This is a genomic window from Janthinobacterium amylolyticum (genome assembly GCF_051380655.1).
In the GTDB taxonomy this organism is placed as follows: Bacteria; Pseudomonadota; Gammaproteobacteria; order Burkholderiales; family Burkholderiaceae_D; genus Janthinobacterium.
Genome location: NZ_JBNYXL010000002.1, coordinates 110,849 through 128,659, shown reverse-complemented (window position 1 = coordinate 128,659; position 17,811 = coordinate 110,849). Strand labels below are relative to the sequence as shown.

Sequence of the window (17,811 nt, the reverse complement as noted above, 5' to 3'; positions counted from 1 at the left end):
ATGGAGGTTGCGTATTTTACTGTGGCCACCGCACCGGCACCTGCAAGATGCGCTTGTCATCCCACACCTGCACCAGTGCCGTGTGCAATGTGCGCTGCGGCGTGACGCTCTGGCCAACGCCGCTGACATGGTAGGCGTAGCCAGGTCCATAGCGTTGCGCCACGATCGTGCGCGCCTGCATGGCTACATCACCGTGCGAGGCATGCAGCTGGAACGCCACGCCAGCCATGCCAAGGATCAGGCCGAGGATGGCGGGGATGCGCAGGTCGCGCCGCGTGTAGCCCCTGGCATCGCAGGCGGCCACCACGGCAGGCATACCCAGCTGGCGATACAAATAATAAATGACCCACAATGACAGCACGGCTTCCAGCACCGACCAGAGGCGATAGCCGGGCGCCAGCTTGAATTGCATCACCGTCAGGGACAGCGGCTGCAGGAACAGGAAGTCGAGCGCCAGCACGGTGGGCACGATCCAGAATACCGCCAGCCAGCGCAGCCATACTGCCGCGCGCAGCTTGCCGCGCAGCAGGCAGACACCAAAGATCAGCAAACCGAGATAGGCAAACACATAGCTCCGGATACCCGTCTGCAAGGTTTCTAGCAAGCCTGCGGCGCGCAGCACCACCCAGGCGAACAACAGCACGTAGCCTGCGGACCGCAAGAATGGGGCGGCCGCTTCCGCAAGTGCCGCGGTGGCGGGATCGAGCGGCTTGTCCTGCGGCCGCGCCGCCCATTGGCGCTGTGCTGCCGCCTCGTCATCCTGCTGGCGTTGGGCAATTTCTGCTTCGATGCGCTGGCGCCGTGCCGCATCGGCGCCGTCGGCGCCGGACAGGGCTTGCTGCAGGGACGCCATCGAATAGCGCTGGTAGTCAGGTTGGCTGGCTTGCAATGTCACGGATGCCTTTAGTGAATGTATGTAATGTGTAGAAATATTTCCAATAGGAAATAATATCCTACAATTACCAATACAACAATTCCGCAGCGATTCACCGCGTTCGCCCACTTGGGTTCCGGTGTAGAATTTCCAGCCAGAACGTCACAATAGAAAGACGCCCATGCGCACCATCGACACCCTGTTGGCCCGGTATGGCGAAAGCCACCGCAACCATGTCAATGAATGGGTACACATCGTGTGCGTGCCGCTGATCGTGTTCAGCCTGCTGGGCCTGCTGTGGAGCGTGCACGCCAGCGTGGCGCTGCTCGGCAGTATTCTGGCTTTATACTACTACACACTGTCGCGTCCGTTTGCCGCAGGCATGCTGCTGATGCTGGCCGTCATGCTCGGCGTGTTGCTGATCATGCCGCCGCTGACCATCCTGCCCGTGTCGCTGGCCGTCTTCGTGCTGGCGTGGATCGGCCAGTTCATCGGCCACCAGATCGAAGGCAAAAAGCCGTCGTTCCTGGACGACCTGCGTTTCCTGCTGGTGGGGCCGCTGTTCGTGCTGGGCTTCCTGTACCGGCGCCTGCGGCTTGTCTATTGATGGCGAATGCGCGGTAACAGATTCTTACTATTCGCAACTAGTTATCTGTAGCAAGTGTCCTTATGATAAGTAATACCAGAATTTTCCTGCCGGTCGACGTAATCGGCACACCAACTTTTGTCCAAGGGAGTTCCATATGAAAGCACCAATTATTGCCGTGGCCTTGCTGGCCACACTGGCCGGCTGCGCCGTACAACCGAACTCGGCCAATGTCTACAATGCGCGCCAGGCGCAAAATGAGCAATCGGTCCGCATGGGTACGGTTGAATCCGTACGCCAGGTAACCATCGACAAGGGCGAAACCGGCACCGGCGTGCTGGCTGGCGCGGCGCTGGGCGGCGTGGCCGGCTCGGCTGTCGGCGGCGGCAAGGGCGCCATCGCGGCCAGCATCCTCGGCGCGGTCGCAGGCGGCATCGCCGGCCAGAGCATCGAAGCGAATGCCTCGAACAAGCTTGGCCTGGAAATCACCGTGCGTCTGGACAATGGCGACATGCGCGCCATCGTGCAGGATGCCGATGAACTGTTCCGCCCAGGCGAGCGTGTGCGCCTGCTGTCGGATGGCCGCAAGACCCGCGTGACGCACTGATCCGCTTGCCGGCGCATGCGCTCAGCCGAATGCGCCGGCAGCGAGCAGCAGGGCCGAGGGCGACATGCCCTCATGCAGCCAGATGGCGATCACTGTAGCGACGATCACATACACGAGCACGCTCCATACTTTGATCTGCAGTGAGGCTGGCATGGCATTCTCCTTGGGCGAGGCACTTCGCGATGCAATTGGGAAAATAGTTAATTAATCATAATGTAAATATTTTCATAAATTCAATATTTTCCTGAAGCACTGCGCTGGCTCAATGCCGGCACCTGGCTGCGTACCGCGCCACCAGTTTTCCCCGTCTCTAAGCGGCAAGCTCGTTGCAAGCTCGACCGGCACTCGCCATCCCCGCGCGATGCCCGTATACTTGCGCGATGTCCTCTCCTTTCCTCTTCATCATTGCCTGCCTGATCTGGGGCTCCACTTTCTGGGCCATCACCTTGCAGCTGGGCGATGTGGCCCCCGCCGTTTCCGTGGTCTACCGCTTCGGCCTCGCGTCCGCCACCCTGTTTGCCTGGTGCGCGCTGCGCGGCGATACCCTGCGCCTGCCTTGGCGCGCGCAAAAATGGATGCTGCTGCAAGGCCTGGCCTCGTTCGCGCTCAGTTATGTGTGCACCTACAGCTCGGAACAGTACCTGGTCTCGGCCCTCGTCAGCGTGCTGTTCGCCCTGATGGTGTTCTGGACGCCGTTGCTTAACCGCCTCGCCTTCGGCACACCGATCACCTGGAGCACCTGCTGCGCGGCCATGGTCGCCATCTGCGGCATCGTGCTGCTGTTTTACCAGTCGATCGGCGCCGCGCTGCAAGATATTCTGGGCGGCGGCAACGGGCATTTCCTGCTGGGCTTCATGCTGGCACTGGTTGCCACCATCTCGAGCACGGCAGGCAACGCCCTCGTCATGAAAGTGCGCGCCCACTCCGGCAACGTGATGCTGACCATGGCCTGGACCATGCTGTGGGGCACCTTGATGGTGGCCGCCTGGGCCATCGCCACGGGCCAGTCCTGGCAGCTGCCGGCGCGCCCTAGCTACTGGCTGGGATTGCTGTACCTGGCCATCTTCGGTTCGGTGATCGCCTTTAGCGCCTATTTCACCTTAATCGCCCGCATCGGCACGCAAAAGACCGTGTATATCGGCGTCGTTACGCCTGTCATCTCCGTGCTGCTGTCGGTGCAGTTCGAGCATTACCGGCCCGCCCCCATCGAGTGGCTGGGCATGGCCCTGTGCCTGTCCAGCGTGGCCTGGGCACTGACCTCGGGCGCCCGCAAGACAGCGGCCGCAGCCTCCCTTTCCACCCCTTCCTCTGCAAAGGCAACATGAGCACTTCCACCCTCGCCATCCGTCCCGCGACCGCATCCGACGTGGCCGCCATCTTCGGCATGATCCACGAACTGGCCGTGTTTGAAAAACTCGAACACATGATGATCGCCAAGGAATCCATGCTGCACGACAGCCTGTTCGGCCAGCATCGCGCGTGCGAAGCGCTGGTCGGCGAGGAAGACGGCACGGTCGTGACCTTCGCCCTGTTCTTCCACAATTTTTCCACCTTCCTGTGCCGCAAGGGCCTGTACCTGGAAGACCTGTATGTGAAACAGTCGGTGCGCGGCAAGGGCTATGGCAAGCAGATGCTGGTGGCCCTGGCGCAACTGGCCGTCGAGCGCGACTGCGGCCGCTTCGAATGGTCGGTGCTGGACTGGAATGAGAACGCGATCAATTTCTACAAGGGCATGGGCGCGGACGTGATGCCGGACTGGCGCATCTGCCGCGTCGCTGGCGATGCATTGACGCAATTGTCGGCAGGCATTCCAAAGCTTGCCTGATTGGCGGGAACGGTAAGCGTAAGTGCCAAAAAAAATCCCCGCGGGCTAGCGGCACCGCGGGGTGGAACCCATTGTCAAGTGGGAGGGGGAGAATGCAATCAACGGTTATCAATATAAACGCTACGACTTGTTACCGCGCCCACCTTTACATTTGCTTACCGGGCCTTACATTTTCCTTAAAGTGACAGTTGGCAAGTAACTGTCCATCATTTGCCACACTTTATTTCCGTGGCTCAATCAATGTGCCATGCAAGCCGATATGTTGTGGCGCAAGCCCATTGCTACCCTGCGATTTTCTATGGATTTGGTACACTGTCAGGCAGGCGATGCAGCCAGCAACCACGGCAAAAATGACCATGCGACGATCTCCTTGAATGTGCTTTTGGGTATCAGGGTCTGCGGCTGAATCATGACTTGGCCAGCAGGAAAGATTCAGTGTGGCATCTTCGGCCAGTGGGGCATTGCGGAATATCAAACGTGCCTATTTGGCGGCCGGACCGTGTTTGATACGCCGCAAAATGGCGGCATTCCGCTCACACAAAATGAACGAATCGCTACGCACTGGAGCCTCATCATGAATGTCTCTGCCAAACCGCTCGTCATGAAACTGTACCGCGCCTATCTGCGTTCCCGCCTGGAACGCTACACGCGCGACTTGCAAGCCATCGCGGAACAGCGCGAAAACGACTTCCAGGCCGAACGCATCCTGCACCAGGCCGTCGTCTCGGTGCGCTCGAAACTGCACTCGCTGTAGCCGTGGTGCCGTCAGCGCTGCCGGCCGGCCACGGCCCAGCGCTCCACCAGCTCGAACAAGCCTTGCGTCAAGAGGGCCAGCACGGCTGCGGGGATGGCGCCGGCCAGCAGCATGTCGTTGTCATTCAATGCCAGTCCGATGGTGATGCGTTCGCCGTAGCCGCCCGCGCCGATGAAGGCGGCGATGGTGGCCGTGCCCACGCTCATCACGGCCGCCGTTTTAATGCCCGCCAGCATCACCGGCAAGGCCAGCGGCAAGTCCACGTGCAGCAGGCGGTCACGCTTGCTCAAGCCCAGCGCCAGGGCCGCCATGCGCAAGCCTTGCGGCACCTGCAAGATGCCCGTGCACGTGTTGCGCACGATGGGCAGCAGCGCGTACACGAATAGCGCCAGCAGCGCCGGCACGGTGCCGATCATGCCCAGCACGGGTATCAATATCGCCAGCAAGGCCAGCGACGGCACCGTCTGCAGCACGCCGACGAACGCCAGCACCGTTTGCCGCAGCGGCGCGGAAAACGCCGCCAGCACGCCCAGCGGGATGCCGATCACGCAGGCCAGGGCCACCGACAGCAGCACCAGGGTCAGATGCTGGCGCGTCAGGGTCCACAGATCGTCGCCGATGATTTTATTTAGCAAACTGCTGCGCGCGGCGACCGGCGCGCTCGCCGGCGCACCCGAGGCCAGCCACCCTCGCGCCACCTGCGCAAACGTCTTGCCATCGATTTCCACGGCCGCATTCATGGCGATCATGGCGCTCTCGCTGATGCGCCCCTGCAGGCCTTGCAAAGCCTGCCAGGCGGCGGGAAAGCGCGGCGGCAGATCCAGGCGGTACAAGAGCATGGCGTCGTAGCGGGGAAAATACTGCTGCGTGTCGGCCAGCACGCGCAAGCCGTATTGGCGGATTTTCGCATCCGTCGAATAGATGTCGATCACGTCCACCTGGCGCTGCGCCAGCGCCTCGTAGGCGATGCCGTGATCGAGGCCGCGCGGGCGCTGCGGCAAGCCATAGCGGGCGGCGAGGCCCGGCCAGCCATCGACACGTCCGATGAATTCATGCGACAGGCCGAATTTCAGCGCGGGCTGGCCGGCCAGCTGTCCCAGTTGCGTGATCGAACCATCATCGCCGCGCATGGCCAGCGCATAGGTATTGTTAAAGCCCAGCGGCACGGCCACGCCCAGGCCCAGCGGCGCCAGTTCGCGGCGCATCTGCTCCAGGTCAATCGGCTTGTCGTGCTTGAGGATTTCACTGGCGATGGTGCCCATGTATTCGGCATACACGTCGATGCTGCCCGCCTGCAGCGCGGCCAGCACGATGGCCGTGTTGCCCAGTCCCTGGCGATGTTCCGCCCTGACGTGCGGTGCGGCGCTCTGCATGACGATCTCGCCGAGGATATACGATTCCGTAAAGCGCTTCGAGCCCACCTTCAGCGTGCCGCCATCCATGGCATGGGACGGCATGGGAGCGGCGGCGAAGACAAGTAACAACAGCAAGTAGGCAAGACGCACGCGGCGCTCCGGACGGATGATCAATCCGGCAAGCTTACCACCGGCGCGCGCCAGACACCGCCATGCACCACGCCCGCGCACGGGTTCAGGCCCAGCGCATACGCCAGGTCGGCCGGGCGGGCGATGCGCCACAGGGCGAAATCGGCGCGCTTGCCCACCGCCAGGCTGCCCGTTTCCCGCTGCAGGCCCAGCGCGCGCGCCGCGTGGCAGGTAGCACCGGCCAGCGCTTCCTGCGGCGTCAAGCGCCACAGGGTGCACGCCATGTTCATCGCCAGCAGCAGGGACGTCATCGGCGAGGTGCCCGGATTGCAATCGGTTGACACGGCCATCGGCACGCCGGCCGCGCGCAAGGCCATGACAGGAGGTTGCTGTACTTCGCGCAGAAAATAATACGCGCCCGGCAGCAGCACGGCCACCGTGCCGTGTTGCGCCATGGCGGCGATGCCATCGGCCGACAGGAACTCCAGGTGGTCGGCCGACAAGCCATCGTAGCGCGCCACCAGGGCCGCGCCGCCCAGGTCCGACAGCTGCTCCGCATGCAGTTTCACGGGCAGGTTCAGCGCCTGCGCCGCGTCAAACATGCGTTGCGTCTGCGCTGGCGTAAAGCCGATGCGCTCGCAGAAGGCGTCGACGGCATCAACCAGTCCATCGCTCGCCAGCTGGGGCAGCATCTGCCCGCACAGCAGCTCGATATATGCGTCGGCGCGGCCCGCAAATTCGGGCGGCAGCGCGTGCGCGCCAAGGAAGGTGGTGCGCACAGATACGGGCAGCTCTTGCCCTATCCTGCGCGCCACGCGCAGCATCTTCGCTTCGCTGTCCGCATCAAGGCCATAGCCGGACTTGATCTCCAGCGTGGTCACGCCTTCGGCCAGCAGCGCCAGCACGCGGGGCAGGCTTTGCCGCAGCAGTTCATCATCGCTGGCCGCGCGCGTGGCGCGCACGGTGGACATGATGCCGCCGCCGGCGCGGCTGATGTCTTCATAGCTGGCGCCATTCAGGCGCGCTTCGAATTCGTCGCTGCGGTTGCCCGCGTGGACGATGTGCGTGTGGCAGTCGATCAGGCCGGGCGTCAGCCAGCAGCCCTGGCCGTCAATCAGCACCGCGCCACTGGCCGGCAGTTCGTCGCCAGGGCCGAACCAGGCGATGCGGCCATCCTTGACGGCGATGGCCGCATCCAGCAGTTCGCCGTAGCCCTGCTCCATGGTGGCCAGGTGGACGTTGTGGATGACCATATCCCAGTCTTGCATGCTATGTCCTTGTCAGGTGAACAGGTCGACGCGCAACACGGCCGAACGCTGCAAGGCTTCCAGCCGCCACTCCTGCGCATCGTCGGCATCGAGCAGCAGCGCATCATGGCGGGCCAGCGCGAACTGCTGCTCGCCACCGCGCGCCAGCACGGCGCCATCGCCAGCGACGAACAGCAAAGTCATCCCGCTGCGCCGCACCAGCCTGGCGGGCGCCGTGATCTTTTCCAGCTGGTGACGGCAGCGGTCGCGCCGCGTCATCACATTGAAGTCCGTGGTGACGCCCTTGACCTGCGCATGCACGGCCGCTTCGCCGGGAAACCACAGCATGGGCTGCGCTGCATTCAACACCACCTTGCGCGCGCCATCCAGCGTCAGCTGCACGCTGTCGCCATCGACCAGCATCAGGCTGCGGTCGATGCCGGGAAAGCTGGAAAACGGCCCGTCGGCCGTGATGGTCGCCAGGCTGATGCGCCAGTCGAATGCCATCAGGCCTGCCTCGGGCGGGAAAATGGCGATTTCCATGGTGCTGCCGCCGCCGTTTTTCCACGGCGCGGCGCGCAGACATTCGTGGGCAAGAAAGGTGGCCATCAGAGCGTCCTCAGTTGCGCCAGCGTGCGCCGGTAGGCGGTAGCGATGGCGTCCTGCGCCACATGGCGTGCGCCGCGCACCTGCCACTGGCCGCCGCACAGTACGTCGCGCACCAGGTTGTCGTTGCCGCAGAACAGCACGCTGCCCAGCACATTCTCGATGGCCACGCCGCACAGGTTCACGTGCGCGTCGTCCAGCACCAGCAGGTCGGCGCGGCAGCCAGGCGCCAGCGCGCCGAGCTTGCGCCCGGCCGCCTGCGCGCCCCCTTGCAGGGCCGCTTGCCACAGGTAGTCGCCCACGCGGCGTTCATCCGCCGTCGCGGCGACATTGCGCTGCTGGCGCTGCAAGCGCTGGCCATATTCGAGCCAGCGCAATTCCTCCACCGGCGACTGCGACACATGGCTGTCGCTGCCGATGCCGAAACGCCCGCCGGCGGCGATGAATTCGGCCAGCGGAAACAGGCCGTCGCCCAGGTTCGCTTCCGTCGTCGGGCACAGGCCCGCCACGGCGCCGCTGGCGGCCATCCGCGCCACCTCATCGGCCTGCACGTGCGTGGCGTGTACCAGGCACCAGCGCGCGTCGACGTCAAGGTGATCGTACAGATATTGCACCGGGCGCCGCCCGCTGACATCGAGGCACTGGCGCACCTCGCCCTGCTGCTCGGCGATATGGATGTGGATGGGACGGCCCTGCGGCAGCGCTTGCGCCACCTCGCGGATCTGCGCCACGCCGGCCGCACGCAGCGAATGCGGCGCAAAGCCCACCTCCACCTGTCCATTGCGCAGCGGCGCCAGCGCCTCGATGATGCGCAGCACGTCATCCGCACCGGTGCGGAAGCGCGCCTGTTCGGGTTTGAGGGGCTGTGCGCCGAAACCCGCATGGCTGTACAGCACCGGCAGCATGGTCATGCCGATGCCGCTGGTGCGCGCCGCGGCCAGCACCCGTTCCGCCGTTTCCGCAGGGCGCGCATACAGCGCGCCGGCCGCATCGCGCTGCAGGTAATGAAATTCGCACACGGCCGTGTAGCCATGGCGCAGGCATTCGGCAAACAGCTGCGCGGCGATGCTTTCCATCTGCTCCGGCGTGATATGGCGCGCGAAACGGTACATAAGCTCGCGCCACGTCCAGAAACTGTCAGGGCCATCGCCTGCCATCTCCGTCATGCCGCCCAGCGCCCGCTGAAACGCATGCGAATGCAGGTTGACCATGCCGGGCAAGACGTACTGCCCCACTTCCGCGCCGGCGGGCGGCGCGGCGTTCTCCGTCACGGTCCTCAAATCGCCGGCCGCGTCCCATTCCAGCAGCACGTCGCGGCGCCAGCCCTGCGGCAGCAGCGCGTGGCGCGCAAACAGACGGGAACTCAACGCCGCACCCACGCCACGGCCGCTTCCATCATCTGGCGCAGCAGCGGCTGCACCTGTGCCGCCAGGTCGGGCCGGTAGCCGAAAGGCGCCGCGTCATCCATGCCAGGTTCATTCATGTACAGGCACTGGCACATCTCCAGCTGGATCGCATGCACGCGCTGCGGCGGCTGGCCGTAGTGGCGCGTGATATGGCCGCCCTTGAAGCGGCCGTTCAGCGCCACCGTGAACTGGTCCTGCGCGCGCGCGATATCGACCACGGCGGACTTCAGGCCGCCATCGCAGCTGGCGCCATCGGCCGTGCCGAAGTTCAGGTCGGGCAGCTTGCCGTCGAAAAAGCGCGGCACGTGCGAGGCGATGGAATGCGCATCCCACAGCACCACGGCGCCATGCACGCGCAGCAGCCGGTCCAGCTCCGCGCGCAGCTGCCGGTGATACGGCGCCCAGTAGCGCTGCAGGCGCTGCTGCACGTCCTGCGCATCAGGTTCGCGGCCCGGCAGGTACAGCGGCTCGCGGTGGAAGGTATCGCTGGGCAGCAAGCCCGTCGTGTCCTGGCCCGGATACAGATTCGTATCCTCCTGCGGGCGATTCAAGTCAATGGTGTAGCGCGACCAGCGCGCCGACAGCACGGACGCATCCATCTGGTGCAAAAAGCCATACAGTTCGCGCAAATGCCAGTCCGTATCGGCCTTGAGCAAGGCCTGCGGCGTCATGCGCGCGGCGATATCGTCGGGTATGTCGGTGCCCACGTGGGGCATCGACACCAGCAGGGGAATGCTGCCTTCATTGAAACGGAAATCCATGCTTGTCTCCTTGCGCCCGGCGCTTGCCCCAGGCCGGCCGGGCGTCGGTTTTCTAGGCGTACAGCGGCGCGAACAGGCTCTTGCAGGTGCTGCTCAACTCACCGCGCAAGACCATCTGTTTGGCCGCTTCGATATCGGGCGCGAAGAAGCGGTCGGCGTCGAAGAACGGCACTTTCTGGCGCAGCTGTTGATGCACGTGCTCGAGGTGCGGCGAGGTTTTCAGCGGGCGGTGGAAATCGATGCCCTGCGCGGCGGCCAGCAGCTCGATGCCGACGATGACGGCCGTGTTGTGCGCCATGTCGTCCAGGCGGCGCCCGGCGAACGTGGCCATGCTTACGTGGTCTTCCTGGTTGGCGGACGTCGGCAGGCTGTCGACGCTGGCCGGATGCGCGAGCGACTTGTTTTCAGACGCCAGCGCGGCCGCCGTCACGTGGGCGATCATGAAACCGGAATTGACGCCAGGATCGCGCACCAGGAACGGCGGCAGGCCGGACAAGGTGGCGTCGATCAGCAGCGCGATGCGGCGCTCGGCCAGCGCGCCGATTTCAGCGATCGCCAGCGCCAGTGTGTCGGCCGCAAAGGCGACAGGCTCGGCATGGAAATTGCCGCCCGAGACGATCTCCGCCTGCCCGTTCGGACCATCCTGGAAGATCAGCGGATTGTCCGTGACGGCATTGGCTTCGATCAGCAAGGTACGGCCCGCATTGCCCAGCAAATCGAGGCACGCGCCCATGACTTGCGGCTGGCAGCGCAGGCTGTACGGGTCCTGCACGCGCTCGTCGCCTTCCAGGTGCGAGGCGCGGATGGCGCTGTGCGCCACCAGCTGGCGGTACATCTGCGCGGCCAGGATCTGCCCCGGTTGTCCGCGCACCGCATGCACGCGCGCGTCGAACGGCGCATCGCTGCCCTTGGCCGCGTCGAGCGACAGCGCGCCCGTGACCATGGCCGCTTCCAGCAGGCGCTCGGCCATGAACAGGCCATGCAGCGCCAGCGCATTCGACACCTGGGTGCCGTTGATCAGCGCCAGCCCCTCTTTTGCCGCCAGCACCACGGGCGCGATGCCCGCCTGCGCCAGCGCCTGTGGCGCCGCCATCAGTTCGCCGTTCACGCGCACGTCGCCCACGCCCAGAATGGCCAGGGTCATGTGCGACAGGGGTGCCAGGTCGCCCGAGGCGCCGACGGAACCCTTGGCGGGAATGGCCGGCATGATGCCCGCGTTGTACAACGCGATCAGGGTATCGACGATCAGCGGGCGCACGCCCGAAAAGCCGCGCGCCAGGCTGCCGATCTTCATCAGCATGATCAGGCGCACGACGGCGTCCGACAGCAGTTCGCCCGTGCCGACCGAGTGCGACAAAATCAGGTTGCGCTGCAATTGTTCCAGCTTTTCATCGGGGATGCGCGTCTTGGCAAGCAGGCCGAAACCCGTGTTGATGCCGTAGGCCGCATCGCCCTTGGCGACAATGGCTTGCACGGCGGCGGCCGATGCCTCGATGACGGGATAGGCCTCGGCGGCGAGTATCAGTCTGGCCGGCGCGGCCCAGACGGCGCGCAGGTCGGCCAGGGTCATCGCGCCCGGTTTCAGGGTCCAACTTTTGGAGTGCAGTGTCATGTTTGCTTTCACTTCGTATTAAGCATCGGCAGGTTCAGATTGTTACGCTTGGCGCAGGCGGCCGCTGTTTCGTAGCCGGCATCGGCATGGCGCATCACGCCCGAGCCGCTGTCGTTGACCAGCACTCTCGCCAGGCGCTTCGCCGCCGCTTCGCTGCCGTCGGCCACGATGACCATGCCCGCATGCTGAGAATACCCCATTCCCACGCCGCCGCCGTGGTGCAGCGAGACCCAGGTGGCGCCGCCGGCCGTATTGAGCATGGCGTTCAGCAGCGGCCAGTCGGAGACGGCGTCGGTGCCATCCTTCATGCTTTCCGTTTCGCGGTTCGGGCTGGCGACGGACCCCGTGTCCAGGTGGTCGCGGCCAATGACGATGGGCGCCTTCAGTTCGCCCGTGCGCACCATCTCGTTGAAGGCCAGGCCGGCGATGTGGCGCTCGCCCAGTCCCAGCCAGCAGATGCGCGCCGGCAGGCCCTGGAAGGCGATGCGCTCGCGCGCCATGTCCAGCCAGTGGTGCACCTGCGCGTGCTGCGGGAACAGCTCCTTGATCTTCGCATCCGTTTTATAGATGTCTTCCGGATCGCCCGACAGGGCCACCCAGCGGAACGGGCCACGTCCCTCGCAGAACTGCGGGCGGATATACGCGGGCACGAAGCCGGGGAAATCGAAAGCGTTCTGCACGCCCTGATCGAACGCCACCTGGCGGATGTTGTTGCCGTAATCGACGGTGTGCACGCCCATGGCGTGGAAATCGAGCATGGCCTGCACATGGGCTGCGCAGGAATCGGCGGCGGCCACCGTCAGGCGCGCATGGCGCTGCGGATCCTGCTGCGCCGCCTTCCAGTCCGACACGCTCCAGCCGCGCGGCAGATAGCCGTTGACCAGGTCATGCGCGGACGTCTGGTCCGTCACCAGGTCAGGCACCAGGCCGCCGGCCTTGGCGCGGCGCACCAGTTCCGGCAGCACTTCGGCCGCGTTGCCCAGCAAGCCAATGGAAATGGCTTCCTTGCGTTCCGTGTGATATTTGACCAGTTCCAGGGCTTCATCCAGGCTGGCGGCCTGCTTGTCCAGGTAGCGCGTGCGCAAGCGGAAGTCGATGCTGCTTTGCTGGCATTCGATGTTCAGCGAGACGGCGCCCGCCATGGTGGCGGCCAGCGGCTGCGCGCCGCCCATGCCGCCCAGGCCCGCCGTCAGGATCCAGCGCCCGGTCCAGTCGCCGCCGAAATGCTGGCGGCCCGCTTCGGCGAAGGTTTCATACGTGCCCTGCACGATGCCCTGCGTGCCGATGTAGATCCAGCTGCCGGCCGTCATCTGGCCATACATGAACAGGCCTTGCCGATCGAGTTCGTTGAAGTGTTCCCAGTTGGCCCATTTCGGCACCAGGTTGGAATTGGCGATCAGCACGCGCGGCGCGTCCGCGTGGGTCTGGAATACGCCCACCGGCTTGCCGGACTGGATCAGCAAGGTCTGGTCGTCTTCCAGTTCGCGCAGCGAGGCGAGAATCTGGTCGAAGCAGGCCCAGTTGCGGGCCGCGCGGCCGATGCCGCCGTAGACGACCAGGTGCTGCGGATTTTCCGCCACTTCCGGGTCCAGATTGTTTTGCAACATGCGGTAGGCCGCCTCGGCCTGCCAACTCTTGCAAGCCATGACCGTGCCGCGCGGCGCGCGGATGGTACGGCTGGCATCAAAGCGTGGATCGGTGTCCATTGTGCTGTTCATGCTGTCTCCTCGTAGGGTGCGAGCGGACATGCGTGGTCCGCTCTGGTGCTCCCAGCATAGGTTGTCTATACAACCAAGTCAACAGGTTTTTCCTTGGGATCAGACCCGCCGGGTCTGACCCCAGCCTTTATTTTTTCTCGAACACGCGCTTGCCCGCCACCCACGTCTGCAGCACCTGCGTCTTGCCGATGGCCGCTGGCGCCACGGTAAACAGGTCCTGGTCGACGACGATGAAGTCCGCCCATTTGCCCGCTTCCAGCGTGCCGATGGCTTTTTCCTGGTGCGCCGCCCAGGCCGCGTCGAGGGTGAAGCAGCGCAGCGCCTCGGTGATCGTCATGGCTTGCTGCGGATACCAGCCGCCGGCCGGGAATCCTTCGCTGTTTTGCCGCGTGACTGCCGCGTGGATGCCTTCGAACGGGTTCGGCGACTCGATGGGGAAGTCCGATCCGCAGGCGATGCGCGAACCTTGCTTGAGGAAGGTGCGCCACGCATACGCGCCCTTGATGCGCTCATGGCCAACGCGCTGCTCCGCCATGTTCTGGTCGGACGTGGCGTGCGTCGGCTGCATCGACGGCACGATGCCCAAGCGCTTGAAACGGGGGATGTCGCTCAGTTGCACCACCTGCGCATGCTCCATGCGGTGGCGCAGGCCCACGCTGTGGTACTGCGCGATCAAGGCCTGGTAGCCGTCGAGAATTTGATGGTTGCCCGCGTCGCCGATGGCGTGCACGTTGACCTGGTAGCCGGCGCGCATGGCTTTTTCCATCTTCGCGCGCATGGCGTCGTCTTTATAAAACAGCAGGCCGCTGGTTGTCGGATCATCGCTGTAGGGCGCCAGCAGTGCCGCACCGCGACTGCCCAGGGCGCCGTCGGACAGCAGTTTCACGGCGCGCAGCGCGTACAGGTCGCGCGCGTAGCTGGTCAAGGGACCGTTTTTCGCCAGCGCGTCGAAGTCTTCCGTCGTATCGGCAATCATCCCATACACGCGCACCGTCAGCTTGCCATGGTCCGCGTAATCGCGGAACAATCGGTCCTGCATCTGGCCGATGCCCGCGTCGTGTACGCTGGTCAGGCCCGCCTGCGACAGCTGCGCCAGCGCACCATCGAGGGCGGCGCGGTTTTCCACGTCGCCCGGCCTGGGCAGCACGGCGTCCATCAAGTCCATGGCGTTGTCGACCAGCACACCGGTGGCGTTGCCGTCCGCGTCGCGCGCGATCTTGCCGCCGGCCGGGTCTGGTGTGGCGCGCGTGATGCCGGCCAGCGCCAGCGCGCGGCTGTTGGCCCAGCCCGCGTGGCCATCGACCCTGCGCAGCCACACGGGCCGCGCGCTTTCCGCCGCATCGAGTTCCGCCGCTGTCGGGAAGCGCCCCAGCTTCCAGATTTCCTGGTTCCAGCCGCTGCCGATGATCCAGCTGCGTTCCGGATGGGCGCGGGCGAAGTCGCCCACGGCTTGCACGGCGGCCGGCAGCGACGCGGAACCGTACAGCATCACGCCGCTGGCGATGGTACCCAGACCAAACACGTGGCCATGCGCATCGATCAGGCCAGGCAGCACCGTCTTGCCCTGCACGTCGACATGCGTCGCGCCTTTGGCCGCCTTGCGTTTCACCTGCGCGGCGCTGCCGACGGCCAGCAGCTTGCCCGCATCGTCAAAGGCCAGCGCCGTGAAGCGCACCACCTTGCCATGTGCATCGAGCGTGTAGCCGTTGGCATTGTCGATGACCGTATCGGCATGGGCGCAACCGAGGGCGCCCAGGCAGGCGAACGTGAGCAGGGTGCGGCGCAAGGGCAGGGTCGGCATTTCCATCTCCAGGTCTTTCAGTGAATGAATGAAAAGACGAGTGTATAGAAATTGGCAAAATGGTCAATCAGGCAGCGTGCGCGTTTCCTGCTGCGGGCCGTACCATCAGCCAGTAATCGCAGCCCGTGACGCCTTCCGCGTAGCGCCCTGCCACGACGAAGCCCAGGCGGGCATAGAACGGCAGGCTGCGTTCGTTGTACGTCTCCAGGAAACACGCGGCACCGGCCGCATCGACGGCCGCCAGGCCAGGCGCCAGCACGGACGCGCCCAAGCCCTGCCCTTGCGCGGCGGGCGCGATGCCGGCGAGCGACAGATACCATGCGCCCTGCAGACCATGCGGCGCCAGCGCGTGCTCCATGTTTCCGACGATGGCCGTGAAATGGGCAAAACCCTGCTCCCCCAGCAGCTTGCGCAAGGCGGCTTCGCGCTGCGCATACGCGGCCTGGCGCAGGGCCGCCGGCGTGTCCGTCGTCCAGATGGCGGCGCCAGCGCCCGCCTCATTGCACACATCGCCGGCCAGGTCGACGCGACCCGCCTGCCCGCCCTCGGCCAGCGCCAGCGCAAAGTAGGCTTCCAGCATCGCCAGCCGCGCCGTTTCGTCGTCACCACAGGCCACCGTGACGGTGCGGTAGAACGGATCGCCGATCAGGGCGGCGGCCAGGCTGCGGGCGGTGCGTGAGGTGTCGGCGGGCGATGGGCTGGACATGGTTCTCTTTCTTTTTTTCGAAACGCCGGCATCTTAACGCAAGCGCGCAGGCCTTGCGCCTGGCCAATACCACAGGACACCACGGGCTGGCACTGGTATTTCATGTGGAGCGCCATGGCCGAGCATCATGCCGCGCGACCTTACCTGGCCCCGTCCTCCGGCTTGTGCGCCGGCGCCCTGAACCAGTCCTCCGGCGGCACCACGTGCGATTCTTTCGGGTCATCGATGTAGTGCGGCGAGGTGATTTGCACGTCGAATTCGTTGAAGACATCGATGATGTTCTGGTGCAGCCGGTTCAGCACTTCGGCGCGCTGGCGCGGGACTTCGGCGCTGGCGTAGGCGACGAGGCGGTATTGCACATAATAATCTTGCAGGGCCAGCTGCATCACGTACGGTTTTGGCGAAGTGGACAGTTCCACGGTGCGCGAGGCGGCCAGTTCCAGCATGGCGTGCACTTGCCGCCATGGCGTGGCGTAACCGATGGTGACGGTGGAGTCGAGCACGAAGCCGCCGCCGGGCTGGGCGCGCGAATAGTTCTTGGTCGTTTGCGACATCACCCAGGCGTTCGGCAAGGCGACTTCCTCACCGAGACCCGTGCGCAAGCGCGTCTCGAACATGCCGACGTCGACCACCGTGCCTTCGCTGTCGCCCACGCGCACATATTCGCCCTTGCGCAGGGCACGCGTGTACATGAGGATCAGGCCGCTGGCGCCCTGGCCGACGATGCTCGACGCGCCGATCGACACCATCAGGCCCACCAGCACGGACAGGCCCTGGAAGGCGGCCGTGTGCGAGCCGGGCAGGTAGGGATACGCCATGGCCAGGGCGAACAGCCAGATCACCACGCTGGCGATGCGGCGCGTCGGCAGGGCCGTGTCCTTGTCGAGCCAGCCGATCTGCAATTCGCCGCTTTCCACGCGCTTGAACAGCGAAGCGGCCGTGGCGGCGATCAGGCGCGCGATGGCGAAGATCACGCACACCAGCACCAGCCCCGGCAAGGCGCCGATGATGGCGTGGACAACGTCGGCGGCCACGTCGAACAGGTAGCCGCTCAGGCTTTCGCCCCACGAGCGCGTGTACGGCAAGCGGCCCAGCACGAAGGCGGCCCACAGATACGTGGCCATCAGACGCAAGCCCCACAGCACGGCGCTCAGCAGCTGATACGCGAAGGCGATGTAGTGCTCGGCATCGAGCACGCGCACGTTTTTCAGGCGCACGTCGCGCAGGCGCGAGGCCAGCAGGATGCCGCTGCGGCGCTTGGCCCAGCGGTAAAAGCGCGTCAGGCCCATCCACACCAGCCAGAACACCAGGGTGGCGACCGCGCACACGGCGGCGGCGATGGCCAGGTAGCGCCAGCTGCTCTGCTCGCGGTAGTCCAGCACGGCCTTGCGCAATTCCTCGGCCGCTACTTTTGCCACGCTTTCCGTCGTGTCGCCGGCCAGCAGGTTGACGTCGCCAGGGACGACGACAAACAGCTGCACGCCGTCGAGCAGCACTTGCGTCCCCTCGGGAATCAGGCGCGTGCCCGCCTGCAGGGGTCCGTTCTTCGCCAGCACGCTTTCCAGGCGGCGCTGCGCGCCAATGGCGCGCTCGTCGGGCGGATAGCCGGCCAGCGCGGCGCGAAAGACGAACACCTTGCGGTTGGCAAACATCAGCGGCGCCGACTTGACCATGCCGGCGTTCACGCGCGCCATGGCGGCGGCCGCCTCCGATACCAGCGACGGCGAAGCAGCGTCGTCAGCCGCCTGGGCGCCGGGCAGCAGGAAGAGGGTCAACAGGCATAACAGGCGGAAAAACGCGGACATGGCGGCGATCAAAGGGACG

At 65.1% G+C, this 17,811-nt stretch carries 17 protein-coding genes; 5 read left to right on the top strand and 12 right to left on the bottom strand.

What is annotated here, in order from left to right; genetic code table 11:
* Nucleotides 1-16: 16 nt before the first annotated feature.
* Nucleotides 17-895, bottom strand: coding sequence for a hypothetical protein (locus ACQ4WR_RS04170; RefSeq protein ID WP_436485516.1), 879 nt, complete (start codon nucleotides 893-895; stop codon nucleotides 17-19).
* Nucleotides 896-1,055: 160 nt separating this feature from the next.
* On the opposite strand from ACQ4WR_RS04170, the gene ACQ4WR_RS04165 reads away from it, so the two are divergent.
* Together ACQ4WR_RS04165 and ACQ4WR_RS04160 are read left to right on the top strand one after the other, a co-directional pair.
* A complete protein-coding gene (locus ACQ4WR_RS04165; RefSeq protein WP_436485514.1) occupies nucleotides 1,056-1,481 on the top strand; it encodes an Mpo1 family 2-hydroxy fatty acid dioxygenase in 426 nt (141 codons plus the stop codon).
* Between the two features lie 136 nt (nucleotides 1,482-1,617).
* Nucleotides 1,618-2,067, top strand: a complete 450-nt coding sequence (locus ACQ4WR_RS04160) for an outer membrane lipoprotein (protein WP_102298348.1) — start codon at nucleotides 1,618-1,620, stop codon at nucleotides 2,065-2,067.
* Between the two features lie 21 nt (nucleotides 2,068-2,088).
* Here ACQ4WR_RS04160 and ACQ4WR_RS04155 read toward each other — a convergent pair whose 3' ends face one another.
* Nucleotides 2,089-2,220 carry a hypothetical protein gene (locus tag ACQ4WR_RS04155; RefSeq protein ID WP_258003153.1) on the bottom strand — a complete coding sequence of 44 codons (132 nt, stop codon included), beginning with the start codon at nucleotides 2,218-2,220 and terminating at the stop codon, nucleotides 2,089-2,091.
* A gap of 227 nt (nucleotides 2,221-2,447) precedes the next feature.
* Between ACQ4WR_RS04155 and ACQ4WR_RS04150 the strand changes: the two genes are divergently transcribed.
* The 3 genes from ACQ4WR_RS04150 (at nucleotide 2,448) to ACQ4WR_RS04140 (ending at nucleotide 4,646) form a co-directional block, all read left to right on the top strand.
* A complete protein-coding gene (locus ACQ4WR_RS04150; protein ID WP_436485512.1) occupies nucleotides 2,448-3,392 on the top strand; it encodes a DMT family transporter in 945 nt (314 codons plus the stop codon).
* Entirely contained in the window at nucleotides 3,389-3,892 is a 504-nt protein-coding gene (locus ACQ4WR_RS04145) for a GNAT family N-acetyltransferase (protein ID WP_436485510.1), read from the top strand. The genes ACQ4WR_RS04150 and ACQ4WR_RS04145 overlap by 4 nt, the downstream gene beginning before the upstream one ends.
* Nucleotides 3,893-4,466: 574 nt before the next feature.
* Complete coding sequence (locus tag ACQ4WR_RS04140; protein WP_092796620.1) at nucleotides 4,467-4,646, top strand: hypothetical protein; 180 nt, start codon at nucleotides 4,467-4,469, stop codon at nucleotides 4,644-4,646.
* An 11-nt stretch (nucleotides 4,647-4,657) separates the two neighbouring features.
* Here the strand turns inward: ACQ4WR_RS04140 and ACQ4WR_RS04135 are convergent, their stop codons facing one another.
* The 10 genes from ACQ4WR_RS04135 to ACQ4WR_RS04090 form a co-directional block, all read right to left on the bottom strand.
* Nucleotides 4,658-6,103, bottom strand: a complete 1,446-nt coding sequence (locus ACQ4WR_RS04135; RefSeq protein WP_436486088.1) for a glycine betaine ABC transporter substrate-binding protein — start codon at nucleotides 6,101-6,103, stop codon at nucleotides 4,658-4,660.
* Between the two features lie 68 nt (nucleotides 6,104-6,171).
* Nucleotides 6,172-7,398, bottom strand: a complete 1,227-nt coding sequence (hutI, locus tag ACQ4WR_RS04130; protein ID WP_102298342.1) for an imidazolonepropionase — start codon at nucleotides 7,396-7,398, stop codon at nucleotides 6,172-6,174.
* Between the two features lie 12 nt (nucleotides 7,399-7,410).
* Nucleotides 7,411-7,986: a HutD/Ves family protein gene (locus ACQ4WR_RS04125; RefSeq protein ID WP_102298340.1), complete on the bottom strand. Its 576-nt coding sequence runs from the start codon at nucleotides 7,984-7,986 to the stop codon at nucleotides 7,411-7,413.
* Entirely contained in the window at nucleotides 7,986-9,350 is a 1,365-nt protein-coding gene (locus tag ACQ4WR_RS04120) for a formimidoylglutamate deiminase (RefSeq protein ID WP_436485507.1), read from the bottom strand. Before ACQ4WR_RS04120 ends, ACQ4WR_RS04125 begins: the two co-directional genes overlap by 1 nt.
* The gene (hutG, locus tag ACQ4WR_RS04115) at nucleotides 9,347-10,150 is read right to left on the bottom strand and encodes an N-formylglutamate deformylase (protein WP_436485505.1); all 804 of its coding nucleotides are present in this window, start codon (nucleotides 10,148-10,150) and stop codon (nucleotides 9,347-9,349) included. Before hutG ends, ACQ4WR_RS04120 begins: the two co-directional genes overlap by 4 nt.
* 52 nt (nucleotides 10,151-10,202) lie before the next feature.
* Nucleotides 10,203-11,762, bottom strand: coding sequence for a histidine ammonia-lyase (hutH, locus tag ACQ4WR_RS04110; protein ID WP_436485504.1), 1,560 nt, complete (start codon nucleotides 11,760-11,762; stop codon nucleotides 10,203-10,205).
* 8 nt (nucleotides 11,763-11,770) lie between these two features.
* A complete protein-coding gene (hutU, locus tag ACQ4WR_RS04105; RefSeq protein WP_436485503.1) occupies nucleotides 11,771-13,480 on the bottom strand; it encodes a urocanate hydratase in 1,710 nt (569 codons plus the stop codon).
* 127 nt (nucleotides 13,481-13,607) lie between these two features.
* The gene (locus ACQ4WR_RS04100) at nucleotides 13,608-15,281 is read right to left on the bottom strand and encodes an amidohydrolase (RefSeq protein ID WP_436485501.1); all 1,674 of its coding nucleotides are present in this window, start codon (nucleotides 15,279-15,281) and stop codon (nucleotides 13,608-13,610) included.
* A 67-nt stretch (nucleotides 15,282-15,348) separates the two neighbouring features.
* Nucleotides 15,349-15,987, bottom strand: coding sequence for a GNAT family N-acetyltransferase (locus ACQ4WR_RS04095; protein WP_436485500.1), 639 nt, complete (start codon nucleotides 15,985-15,987; stop codon nucleotides 15,349-15,351).
* Nucleotides 15,988-16,127: 140 nt separating this feature from the next.
* The gene (locus ACQ4WR_RS04090) at nucleotides 16,128-17,792 is read right to left on the bottom strand and encodes a mechanosensitive ion channel family protein (RefSeq protein ID WP_436485499.1); all 1,665 of its coding nucleotides are present in this window, start codon (nucleotides 17,790-17,792) and stop codon (nucleotides 16,128-16,130) included.
* Nucleotides 17,793-17,811: the final 19 nt, after the last annotated feature.

Coding starts and splice junctions, on each gene's coding strand:
- ACQ4WR_RS04165 (WP_436485514.1), top strand. CDS start 1,056: ATGCGCACCATCGACACCCTGTTGGCCCGGTATGGCGAAAGCCACCGC.
- ACQ4WR_RS04160 (WP_102298348.1), top strand. CDS start 1,618: ATGAAAGCACCAATTATTGCCGTGGCCTTGCTGGCCACACTGGCCGGC.
- ACQ4WR_RS04155 (WP_258003153.1), bottom strand. CDS start 2,220: ATGCCAGCCTCACTGCAGATCAAAGTATGGAGCGTGCTCGTGTATGTG.
- ACQ4WR_RS04150 (WP_436485512.1), top strand. CDS start 2,448: ATGTCCTCTCCTTTCCTCTTCATCATTGCCTGCCTGATCTGGGGCTCC.
- ACQ4WR_RS04145 (WP_436485510.1), top strand. CDS start 3,389: ATGAGCACTTCCACCCTCGCCATCCGTCCCGCGACCGCATCCGACGTG.
- ACQ4WR_RS04140 (WP_092796620.1), top strand. CDS start 4,467: ATGAATGTCTCTGCCAAACCGCTCGTCATGAAACTGTACCGCGCCTAT.
- ACQ4WR_RS04135 (WP_436486088.1), bottom strand. CDS start 6,103: ATGCCGTCCCATGCCATGGATGGCGGCACGCTGAAGGTGGGCTCGAAG.
- hutI (WP_102298342.1), bottom strand. CDS start 7,398: ATGCAAGACTGGGATATGGTCATCCACAACGTCCACCTGGCCACCATG.
- ACQ4WR_RS04125 (WP_102298340.1), bottom strand. CDS start 7,986: ATGGCCACCTTTCTTGCCCACGAATGTCTGCGCGCCGCGCCGTGGAAA.
- hutG (WP_436485505.1), bottom strand. CDS start 10,150: ATGGATTTCCGTTTCAATGAAGGCAGCATTCCCCTGCTGGTGTCGATG.
- hutH (WP_436485504.1), bottom strand. CDS start 11,762: ATGACACTGCACTCCAAAAGTTGGACCCTGAAACCGGGCGCGATGACC.
- hutU (WP_436485503.1), bottom strand. CDS start 13,480: ATGAACAGCACAATGGACACCGATCCACGCTTTGATGCCAGCCGTACC.
- ACQ4WR_RS04100 (WP_436485501.1), bottom strand. CDS start 15,281: ATGCCGACCCTGCCCTTGCGCCGCACCCTGCTCACGTTCGCCTGCCTG.
- ACQ4WR_RS04095 (WP_436485500.1), bottom strand. CDS start 15,987: ATGTCCAGCCCATCGCCCGCCGACACCTCACGCACCGCCCGCAGCCTG.
- ACQ4WR_RS04090 (WP_436485499.1), bottom strand. CDS start 17,792: ATGTCCGCGTTTTTCCGCCTGTTATGCCTGTTGACCCTCTTCCTGCTG.